The sequence below is a fragment of the Symbiopectobacterium sp. genome (assembly GCF_051710365.1).
Classification (GTDB): Bacteria; Pseudomonadota; Gammaproteobacteria; order Enterobacterales; family Enterobacteriaceae; genus Symbiopectobacterium.
This window is the reverse complement of the sequence record NZ_JBPETA010000002.1, coordinates 40,602-51,016: the sequence shown is the minus strand read 5'-3', so window position 1 is coordinate 51,016 and position 10,415 is coordinate 40,602. Positions and strand designations below refer to the sequence as shown.

Below are 10,415 nucleotides of genomic sequence, written 5' to 3'. Positions count from 1 at the left end.
CCATGGCGATGGTCAAAGCGCTTAACCGGATCACGCTATTAGGAATGCCGAACAGTATTCGCATCACGTAACAATCGACCCGATGGGGCACAGTCGTTACAAGTTCTGATTTATTCAACAAAGCCCGGTAGATTAACTATAGTCAAGTTCTCCGCACCTTAGGGCCTTGATGACCACAGACCATTCTGAAAATAGAAATAAGGGTAAACATCAGACCGACATGACACCCTGACGCGCAAAAAAAACCGCCGCAACCAGTAATGGCTGCGGCGGTTTTATAGCACAACACTAGTGCATTACATCAGCGGCTGCGCCATCTGCACCAGTGAAATCAGCGGCTGTGGATACAGGCCCAACAGCAGCACCGCGATGGCGGAAATCAGCACTACCACGCCGCCTGCGGTCAGCGCCCAGTTATTGGGAGTATCACGCTGACGTTCTTGCGGTGCGGTTAGATACAAGCTGACCATGACACGCAGATAGTAGTAGAGACCGATAGCACTCCCCACCACTACCGCACCCGTCAGCCACCACAGCTTGGCATCAACGCCCACGGCCAACACATAGAATTTGCCGAAGAAGCCCAGCGTCATCGGGATACCGGCCAGGGAGAGCATCATCACCGTCATGACCGCAGACAGAATCGGTTTGTGCCAGAACAGTCCGCGATAAGAGAACAGGGAATCCGCGTCCGGTCCACGGTACGGGCTGGACATCAGACTGACAACCCCGAAGGCGCCCAGGCTGCTGAACAGGTAACCCGCCAGATAGACACCCACGGTTTCCAATGCCAGTTGGTGAGTTTGCACGGCAATCAGCGCCACCAGCAGGTAACCGAGGTGAGCGATGGAAGAGTAACCGAGTAGACGTTTAATGTTGCTTTGCGCAACCGCCATCAGGTTACCAAACAGGATGGAGGCAAACGCGATCACACCCAGTGCAGTTCTAACCGAGTCACTGTCAACCATCGGTGCATAAAGGAAAAGACGCATGACTGCACCAAAAATGGCGATCTTGCTGGCTGTCGCCAGGAAGGTCGACACCGGCGCCGGGGCGCCTTGATACACGTCCGGCGTCCAGAGGTGGAACGGCACCAACGAGAGCTTGAACCCCAAACCGACAATCATCATACCGAGGCCGGCCAGCAGCAGCGGCTCATGCAGCGTGCGATCTGCCATCCGCGCGCCCAGGCTGGCAAAGCTCAGGCTGCCCGAATCGGCATAGACCAGCGCCATCCCAAACAGCAGGAAGGAAGAGGCGGCAGCAGAAAGCAGCATGTATTTGATGCCCGCTTCCAGCGAGCGACGCTGGCGAAACGCATAGCTCACCAGACCGAATAGCGGTAGTGAGATAAGTTCAATGCCGATGAACAGCGACGCCAAATGGTTAGCACTTGCCAGCAGAACACCGCCCAGTCCAGCAATCGCCACCAGCAGATAAAAATCGTCGCGGTTATCCGGATAGCCTTCCAGCCACGGGTAAGCGAACGTGCAGGTCGCCAGACTGGCAAGCAGCACCAACGCGGTGTAGAACATTGAGAAACCGTCTATCCGCAGCAGCGGCGTCACGTCCATCGGACCGGCGTTACCCACCAGAATCAGCGAGAACAACGCAATGTTAAGACCGATCACCGTGACAGTGGCATTGAAGAAATGGTTGCGTCGCCACGCAATGCACAGCATCACAACCACGGCGGTCAAACCGACGATTAACAGCGGCAGAAGCGCGACCAGGTGTTGAAGAGTTATTGTCATGGCGAATTACGGCCTTGTCGTTGAAAGTGTTGAATCAGTCACTGATGACATAAACCAATGCTGGATATTAGCCATTGTCGCATCAGACGTATTCAGGATGGTCTGCGGGAACAACCCGAGCAGCACCAGCAATACCACCAGCAACATCACCATCGACAATTCACGGGTGGACAGCCCCGGTAGTTTTTCCTCGGATTTTGGCGTGCCGTAGTAAGCGCGTTGCATCATCACCAGCGAGTAGACGGAGGCAAACACCAAACCAAAGGTCGAAATCACGGTGATCACCGGCACCACAGGATAGCTACCGAACAGAATCATAAACTCGCCGACGAAGTTGCCGGTGCCCGGCATCCCCAGCGTCGCCACCGCAAAGAACAGCGACAGTGCGGGCAAGAAACGAATGCGCGCCCACAGGCCGCCCATCTGGCGCAGATCGCGCGTATGCAGACGTTCGTAAAGCTGGCCGCACAGAATAAACAGACCGGCCGCAGAAAGCCCGTGCGCAATCATCTGAATGACCGCCCCCTGATACGCCAGGTGGCTACCGGAGTAGATGGCGATAATTACAAAGCCCATATGTGACACCGAGGTGTAGGCAATCAGGCGTTTGATGTCGGTCTGCATAAATGCCATCCAGGCGCCGTAGAAGATACCGATAACGCCCAGCCACATCGCGATGGGAGCAAATTCGTGGGAAGCATTGGGGAACAGCGGCAGGCTGAAACGCAGCAGACCGTAGGCCGCGGTTTTCAGCAAGATACCCGCCAGGTCAACAGAACCCGCCGTCGGAGCCTGACTGTGCGCATCCGGCAACCAGCCGTGCAGCGGCACCACGGGCATTTTCACTGCAAAGGCGATAAAGAAGCCCAGCATCAGCATGTATTCCACGCCGCGCGACATCGGGGTTTTCAACAAATCGGTGTAGTTAAAGGTCCACACCCCGGTGGCATCGTGATGCACAAACACCAGCGCCAGAATGGCAATCAGCATGATCAGACCGCTGGCCTGGGTGTAGATAAAGAACTTGGTGGCCGCGGTAATACGCGTTTTCCCGTCGGAACCTTTGTGTCCCCACAGTGCGATGAGGAAATACATCGGCACCAGCATCATCTCCCAGAAGAAGAAGAACAGGAACATGTCAATCGCCAGGAACACGCCAATCACGCCGCCCAGGATCCACAGCAGGTTCAGGTGGAAGAAGCCCTGATAACGCTGGATTTCATTCCACGAACAGAGGATTGCCAAAACCCCCAGCAGGCCAGTCAGCACCACCATCAGCAGCGACAACCCATCCAGCGCCAGGTGAATACCGATACCGAAGCGCGGGATCCACGACACGTTGTATTCAGACTGCCACAGCGGCACATCAGCCTGCGCCGTTAAAGAGTACCCACCCTGCGACCAAAGCAGCAGCGACAGCACCAGCGTTAACCCCATCGATATCAGTGCGATCCAGCGCGGCACGCGGGTGCCGAAGCGCTCGAGCTGCCAGCACAGCAGGCCGCCGATAAAGGGGAGAAGTATTAGCCAAGGTAGTAGCATGGCGTTTTGCGTCCCTAATTTTAAGAAATCTGAAAACTTGCTGTGGCGGAAGCCATTACTCTTAGCCTCCCGCCCCTGCGCATCATTACTGCGTGTCTTTCATCGCGTTTATCTCACGGCACTGTTTCATCAGATAACAGGCCATCAGATAAACTGTAACAATGCCAGCACCACAACCGCCCCTACGCCCATTGACGCAACATACCAGCGCAGTTGACCATTCTGACTGACGGCCAACCCTTTGTTGCCCCAACGCACCACCACGGCAGGCAAGCCCATCATCGCGTTCAATGGATCGCGCTGTAGCAGTTTGGCAATCGCCAGATACGGTTGTACGAAGACTTTGTCATACAGCCAGTCAAATCCCCAGGCGTGGAACCACCAGGTGGAGAAGAAGCGACCCGGTGCACTCTGCGCTACGCAGGTCACAAACTGGCGTTTACCCAGCCACAGCACGGCAGCCAGCAGAATACCGACAATCGCCACCACGCCAGACGCGATTTCCAGCGTCAAGGTACGGTCATGGCCGAGTTCCGTGGTCTGTGGCAGCACGCCGTGCAACGGCGGCACAATCAGCGCACCGACGAAAGTGGAGAGCACCATCAGCACCAGCAACGGAATGTGGTGAAACAGTCCTTTGCCTGCGTGCGCTTTGGTCTTCGCTTCACCATGGAACACGATGAAAATCATGCGGAAGGTATAAAGCGACGTCATAAACGCCCCGGCCAGCCCCGCCATCATCAGATCCGTATGACCGTTAGCCCAGGCGCCCGCCAGAATTTCATCTTTACTGAAGAAGCCTGCGGTGACCAACGGCAGCGCTGCCAACGCCGAGCCGCCAATCAGGAAGCTGACATACACCAGCGGAATAGTTTTACGCAGCCCGCCCATCTTGAAGATGTTCTGTTCGTGATGGCAGGCGAGAATCACCGAGCCGGAGGCCAGGAACAGCAATGCTTTAAAGAAGGCATGCGTCATCAGGTGGAAAATCGCCGCGTCCCACGCCTGCACGCCCAACGCCAGGAACATGTAACCGATCTGGCTCATGGTGGAGTAGGCCAACACGCGTTTGATGTCGCTCTGTACCAGTGCGGCAAACCCCGCCAGCACCAGCGTCACGGCACCGACAACGCCCACCAGATGCAGTACATCCGGCGCCATCAGGAACAAGCCGTGCGTACGGGCAATCAGGTAAACCCCTGCCGTCACCATGGTCGCAGCGTGAATCAGCGCAGAGACTGGAGTCGGGCCTGCCATCGCATCCGCCAGCCAGGTTTGCAGCGGCAACTGGGCAGATTTACCCACAGCGCCACCCAGCAACATTAGCGTTGCCCAGGTAATCGCCGGAGACCCTTCTGCCAGTTTCTGCGGTGCCAACACCATCAGTTCGCGGAAATTGAGCGTGCCCAGCTCTTTGAACAGAATGAACAGCGCAAACGCCAGGAACACGTCACCGACGCGCGTCACGACGAAGGCTTTCATCGCCGCCGCACCGTTCTTCGGATTGGTGTAGTAGAAACCGATCAGCAGATAACTGCACAGCCCTACCCCTTCCCAGCCGAGGTACATCAGCAACAGGTTGTCCGCCAACACCAGAATCACCATGCTGGCAATAAACAGGTTGGTGTAGGCGAAGAAGCGAGAGTACCCCTCTTCACCGCGCATATACCAGGAGGCGAACAGATGGATAAAGAAGCCTACGCCCGTCACCACCGACAGCATGGTAAGAGACAGGCCATCCAGCGCCAGACGGAAGGCAATATCAAAGTTGCCTATTGCCATCCAGGTCCACAGATGTTGATTGAAAAAGGTCACGCCGCCTTCATGGTGCTGCGCAAAGAAATCAATCGCGACCCAGCAGGTGGTCAATGCGGCCAACCCGATAGAACCCACGCCCACGGTAGCGGCAGTGTTTTCCGACCAGCGACCGCGTGAAAATGCCAACAGCAAAAAGCCGAGCAGCAGGAATAATATTGTTAAGTAGAGTAAGTTCATCCGCGCATCTCACTGACAGTATCGATATTCAGGGTATGACGACGGCGATACATCTGGAGCAATAGCGCCAGACCGATACTGGCTTCCGCTGCCGCCAGCGTGATCGCCAGAACATACATCACCTGCCCATCCGCGTGCCCCCAATAGCTGCCGGCAACCACAAACGCCAGCGCGGCGGCATTGATCATAACTTCCAGGCTGATAAGCATAAACAATAGGTTACGCCGAATAATCAGACCAGTCAGCCCAAGCAGAAATAAAATGGCAGCCAGGGCCAGCCCATGTTGTAACGGGATCATGCGCGCTCCTCCGCCAGTTTCTTCTCTGCATCTTCTTTCGGCTGCTTATCGACCATTTTGTCTTCACGGCCTACGTGTACGTGGAACGCAACCACCAGCCCGGCCAGCAGCAGCATGGAGGCCAGTTCAACCGCCAGCACATACGGCCCAAACAGCGTGATCCCCACGGCTTTGGCGTCGATTACCGCACCGGAAATTTCCGCGCCGCTCAGGCTGAAAATCGCCCTGACCACCACAATCAGCAGCAGCAGCGAAAGCAGCCCAGGACCAATCCAGACAGCCGGTTTCAGCCAGGCGCTTTCCTGTTCCGTCACGCTGTTGCCAAGGTTGAGCATCATCACCACAAACACGAACAGCACCATGATGGCACCGGTATAAACGATGATTTCCACCGCACCGGCGAAATAGGCCCCCAGCGAGAAAAACACGCCGGAGATAGCCAGCAACGAGACGATTAAATACAACAATGCATGTACGGGGTTAGTGTGGGTAATCACACGTAGGGTCGCCAGAATGGCGATTAACCCCGATGCATAAAACGCGAATTCCATGCTCGGCTCCTTAGGGCAACAGGCCTTTGACATCAATGGGTTTGGCTTCGTTTTCGGCGTCGCCTTTCTCTTTCCCATCGATAGCCATACCCGCCATCCGGTAGAAGTTGTATTCCGGGTACTTACCGGGCCCAGAGATCAACAGATCTTGTTTTTCGTACACCAGATCCTGGCGCTTGTACTCGCCCATTTCAAAATCTGGCGTCAGCTGAATCGCAGTGGTCGGGCACGCTTCTTCGCAGAACCCGCAAAAAATGCAGCGCGAGAAGTTGATGCGGAAAAATTCGGGATACCAACGACCATCTTTCATTTCCGCTTTCTGCAACGAGATACAGCCGACCGGACAGGCCACGGCGCACAGGTTACAAGCCACACAGCGCTCCTCACCATCCGGATCGCGCGTCAGCACAATACGGCCACGGTAACGTGGGGGTGGGTTAACCGGCTCTTCCGGATACATTTTGGTTTCACGCTTTTTGAAGGCGTTGGACCCGACCATACAGATACTGCGTACCTGGGTACCGAAACCAACCACAATGTCTTTTATCTTCATGGTTCAGTTCCCTTTAGTGTGCGTTGTACAAAATCACAGCCGCCGTCGCCAGCAGATTGAGCAGCGTTAACGGCAAACAGACGGTCCACCCGAAGGTCATCACCTGGTCATAGCGCGGACGCGGCAACGAGGCACGGATCAGGATGAACATCATCATGAAGAAGCCGGTTTTCAGCGCAAACCAAACGAAAGGCGGTAAGAACGGCCCGTGCCAGCCACCGAAGAACAGCGTTACCATCAGTGCCGATACGGTCACGATGCCGATATATTCCCCCACGAAGAACAGACCGAATTTCATACCGGAATATTCGATGTGGTAACCATCCGCCAGTTCCTGCTCCGCTTCCGGTTGGTCGAAAGGATGACGGTGGCACACCGCCACACCGGCGATAGCAAACGTCACAAAACCGAAGAACTGCGGAATCATGTTCCACAAGTGCGCTTGGGATTCGACGATATCGCGCATGTTGAACGAACCCGCCTGTGCGACCACACCCATCAGCGACAGGCCGAGAAACACTTCGTAGCTCAGCGTTTGTGCTGATGCACGCACCGCCCCCAACAGGGAGTATTTGTTACCGCTCGCCCAACCAGCGAACAGCACGGCGTACACCGCCAGCCCCGCCATCATCAGGAAGAACAGCAGGCCAATGTTTAAATCAGCAACGCCCCAGGTCGGCGTGACCGGCACAATGGCAAACGAAAGCAGCAGCGAGGTAAAGGCAATCACCGGTGCCAGCGTGAAAATCACGCGGTCGGTAAAGCGCGGCACCCAGTCCTCTTTGAAGAACATCTTGATCATGTCAGCGACCAGCTGCAACGACCCGCCCCAGCCCACGCGGTTTGGCCCGTAACGCCCCTGGAACAGCCCCAGAAGACGACGTTCTCCCATACTCATGAATGCGCCGCAGGTGACTACCACCAGCAGGATCACCACGGCTTTACCGACGGCGATCAAGGTATCCATAACCTCCGGTGTAAACCAGCTCATTGTACAGCCTCCCGCAGACTTTCAATGGTTGCCCCTGCCAACGACGGCGCAATACCCGGGAACCCTAACGGCAATCCAACCTGTCCTTGACGCAGAGCGTCGCTCAGGCGCAGCGGCAGACGCAGGGTCTGTCCCTGACAGCGCATCTCAAGCAGCGCGCCTGCGTTAACGCCCAGCAGCGCCGCATCGGCGAGACTGACCATCACGTAAGCCTCATCCATACGTTGTTGGATAACCGCAGAGCGCTGTGTCATCTCTTCACTGCCGAACAGATGGTAGTAAGGTGCTACGCGCCACTGTCCCGGCTGTGCGTTAAACGCTGCCGGAATGGCGTTGAAGTAACCCAGCACGCCTTCGCCCGCTTCGATCAAACGCACACCCGGATCGCCGTGGCGCAGGTGACCGCCCACTTCGTCCTGGAATTTGTTCCATGCCTGCGGGGAGTTCCAACCGGGTGACCAGGCAAACGGAATCTGCTGACGCGCGGCTGTCGGACTGTTGTTCCCTTCCATCGAGAAGGCGAACATGGTGTCTTTGTCTTGTGGCTGACGCGGTTCATGCACGCTGATGTTGGCGCGCATGGCAGTACGGCCACTGGAACGATTGGGTGAACGCGCCAGTTTCTGCCCGTTGATACGGAAATTGGCGTCTGGCGCAGCGTCTTTGATACCCGCCAACTGCGGCAACGCTGTCACACAGGCATCAATCACGTGATCCAGTTGTGTCCAATCGACCTTACGGCTCTGATAGGTGGTCGCCAGCGAATGCAACCAACGCCAGCTTTCCAGCATCACCACGCTGTTGTCATAGTAGGCCGGATCGTACACCTGGAAGAAACGCTGAGCGCGGCCTTCCTGATTGATCAGCGTACCGTCGCTTTCAGCAAAGCTGGCGGCAGAGAGGATCAACGACGCTTTATCCATGATCGCGGTGCGCTGATGATCCAGCACGATCAGATTGGTGGCTTTAGCCAGCGCCGCATCCACACGCGCCTGCGGGGCGTGACGATAGAGATCGTTTTCCAGCACCACCACGCTATCGGCAGCACCGCTCTCCAACTGTGCCAGCGCATCGTCCAGCGAACCGCCGCCGATCATCGACAGGCCAATACTGTTCGCGGCAGAGGCAACAAAAGTCACTCCGACATCAGAACCGCGTTGTTTAAGCGCTTTCGCCACGTTGGCAGCCGCTTCGATAATCGCTTCGCTACCAGAATGGGTACCAGAGATAATCAGCGGTTTTTTCGCACCAGCCAGTGCCTGCACGATAACGTCAACTTTCGGTGCCAGAGAAGCATCCAAATCGGTGACTGCCGGGGCATTTTCATCCAGAGCATGAGCGATGGCGAAGCCAAGGCGCGCCTGATCCTCTACCGGTGCGCGGTAGTTCCAGGCAGCGATATCATCCAGACGCGTTTTATCTACCGATGTCATAAACAGCGGATGCTTGGCGTGTTGGCCGATGTTGAGAATGGCCGCAATCTGCCAGTCTGCCACTTTTTGCGCAGCCGCTATTTCACGCGCTTTCCCCTTCACCGCCTGACGTACCGCCAGCGCGATACGTGCGCCGGTTTGGGTCAAATCTTCACCCAGCACCAGTACGGCGTCATAGCTTTCGATATCACGCAGCATTGGAGTGCGTACACCGCTATCGCGCAACACGTTGAGGATCAGTTGTAAACGCGCCTGCTCAGCGTGGGCAATACCGGTGTAGAAACTTTCCGCTCCCACCAGTTCACGCAGCGCAAAGTTGCTTTCTACGCTGGCGCGCGGAGAGCCAATACCGATGACGCGTTTTGACTGGCGCAGCACATCAGCCGCCCCTTGCAGCGCTTGATCGGCGTTCAGGGCAATCCAGTCATCGCCACGACGCTGCAACGGCTGACGCGGACGATCTTTCGCGTTGACGTAGCCATAACCAAAACGGCCACGGTCACACAGGAAATAGTGGTTCACGCTACCGTTGTAGCGGTTTTCGATACGACGCAGCTCACCGTAACGTTCGCCCGGGCTGGTGTTACACCCGACGCTGCACTGCTGGCAGACGCTGGGCGCAAACTGCATATCCCATTTGCGATTGTAGCGTGCAGAGTGCGTTTTATCGGTGAATACCCCGGTCGGACACACTTCGACCAGGTTGCCGGAAAATTCGCTTTCCAGCACGCCATCCTCAGGACGGCCAAAGTAGACGTTATCATGGGCACCATACACGCCCAGATCGGTGCCACCGGCATAGTCCTTGTAGTAACGCACACAGCGATAGCAGGCGATGCAGCGGTTCATCTCATGAGAGATAAACGGCCCCAGATCCTGATTGCGGTGAGTACGTTTGGTAAAGCGATAGCGGCGGAAGTTATGTCCCGTCATCACCGTCATATCCTGCAAATGACAGTTGCCACCCTCTTCGCAGACCGGGCAGTCGTGCGGGTGGTTGGTCATCAGGAATTCGACGATGGTTTTACGGAACAGTTTGGCTTCCTCATCGTCGATGGCGATAAACGCGCCATCGGTTGCGGGGGTCATGCAAGACATGACCAGACGGCCACGCGTGTCCTCCGCATTCTGGTACTGCTTCACCGCGCAGAGGCGGCAGGAACCGACGCTACCCAGCGCGGGATGCCAGCAAAAGTAAGGAATATCAAGCCCCAGCGTCAGACAAGCCTCTAGCAGGTTGTCCGAGCCGTTCACCTCATACTCTTTGCCGTCTACATGAATCGTAGCCATAGTCAGC

The 10,415-nt window shown here is 56.3% G+C and carries 8 protein-coding genes and 1 pseudogene; 1 reads left to right on the top strand and 8 read right to left on the bottom strand.

The window, feature by feature from the left end:
- Positions 1-71, top strand: a pseudogene (locus ACTBDZ_RS00465) (surface-adhesin E family protein); the annotation flags it as partial.
- A gap of 225 nt (positions 72-296) precedes the next feature.
- Here the strand turns inward: ACTBDZ_RS00465 and nuoN are convergent.
- From nuoN to nuoG, 8 genes are all read right to left on the bottom strand, one after another.
- Positions 297-1,754, bottom strand: coding sequence for an NADH-quinone oxidoreductase subunit NuoN (gene nuoN / locus ACTBDZ_RS00460; RefSeq protein WP_438813790.1), 1,458 nt, complete (start codon positions 1,752-1,754; stop codon positions 297-299).
- 6 nt (positions 1,755-1,760) lie between these two features.
- Positions 1,761-3,296, bottom strand: a complete 1,536-nt coding sequence (gene nuoM, locus ACTBDZ_RS00455; RefSeq protein ID WP_438813789.1) for an NADH-quinone oxidoreductase subunit M — start codon at positions 3,294-3,296, stop codon at positions 1,761-1,763.
- A 144-nt stretch (positions 3,297-3,440) separates the two neighbouring features.
- Complete coding sequence (gene nuoL / locus ACTBDZ_RS00450) at positions 3,441-5,291, bottom strand: NADH-quinone oxidoreductase subunit L (RefSeq protein WP_438813788.1); 1,851 nt, start codon at positions 5,289-5,291, stop codon at positions 3,441-3,443.
- Positions 5,288-5,590, bottom strand: a complete 303-nt coding sequence (gene nuoK / locus ACTBDZ_RS00445) for an NADH-quinone oxidoreductase subunit NuoK (protein ID WP_195315030.1) — start codon at positions 5,588-5,590, stop codon at positions 5,288-5,290. The genes nuoL and nuoK overlap by 4 nt, the downstream gene beginning before the upstream one ends.
- Positions 5,587-6,141: an NADH-quinone oxidoreductase subunit J gene (nuoJ, locus tag ACTBDZ_RS00440; RefSeq protein ID WP_438813787.1), complete on the bottom strand. Its 555-nt coding sequence runs from the start codon at positions 6,139-6,141 to the stop codon at positions 5,587-5,589. Before nuoJ ends, nuoK begins: the two co-directional genes overlap by 4 nt.
- 10 nt (positions 6,142-6,151) lie before the next feature.
- Positions 6,152-6,694, bottom strand: coding sequence for an NADH-quinone oxidoreductase subunit NuoI (nuoI, locus tag ACTBDZ_RS00435; protein ID WP_222157554.1), 543 nt, complete (start codon positions 6,692-6,694; stop codon positions 6,152-6,154).
- Between the two features lie 13 nt (positions 6,695-6,707).
- The gene (gene nuoH, locus ACTBDZ_RS00430) at positions 6,708-7,685 is read right to left on the bottom strand and encodes an NADH-quinone oxidoreductase subunit NuoH (RefSeq protein ID WP_438813786.1); all 978 of its coding nucleotides are present in this window, start codon (positions 7,683-7,685) and stop codon (positions 6,708-6,710) included.
- On the bottom strand, positions 7,682-10,408 hold the full coding sequence (gene nuoG, locus ACTBDZ_RS00425; protein ID WP_438813785.1) for an NADH-quinone oxidoreductase subunit NuoG: 2,727 nt from the start codon (positions 10,406-10,408) through the stop codon (positions 7,682-7,684). Before nuoG ends, nuoH begins: the two co-directional genes overlap by 4 nt.
- Positions 10,409-10,415 lie beyond the last annotated feature (7 nt).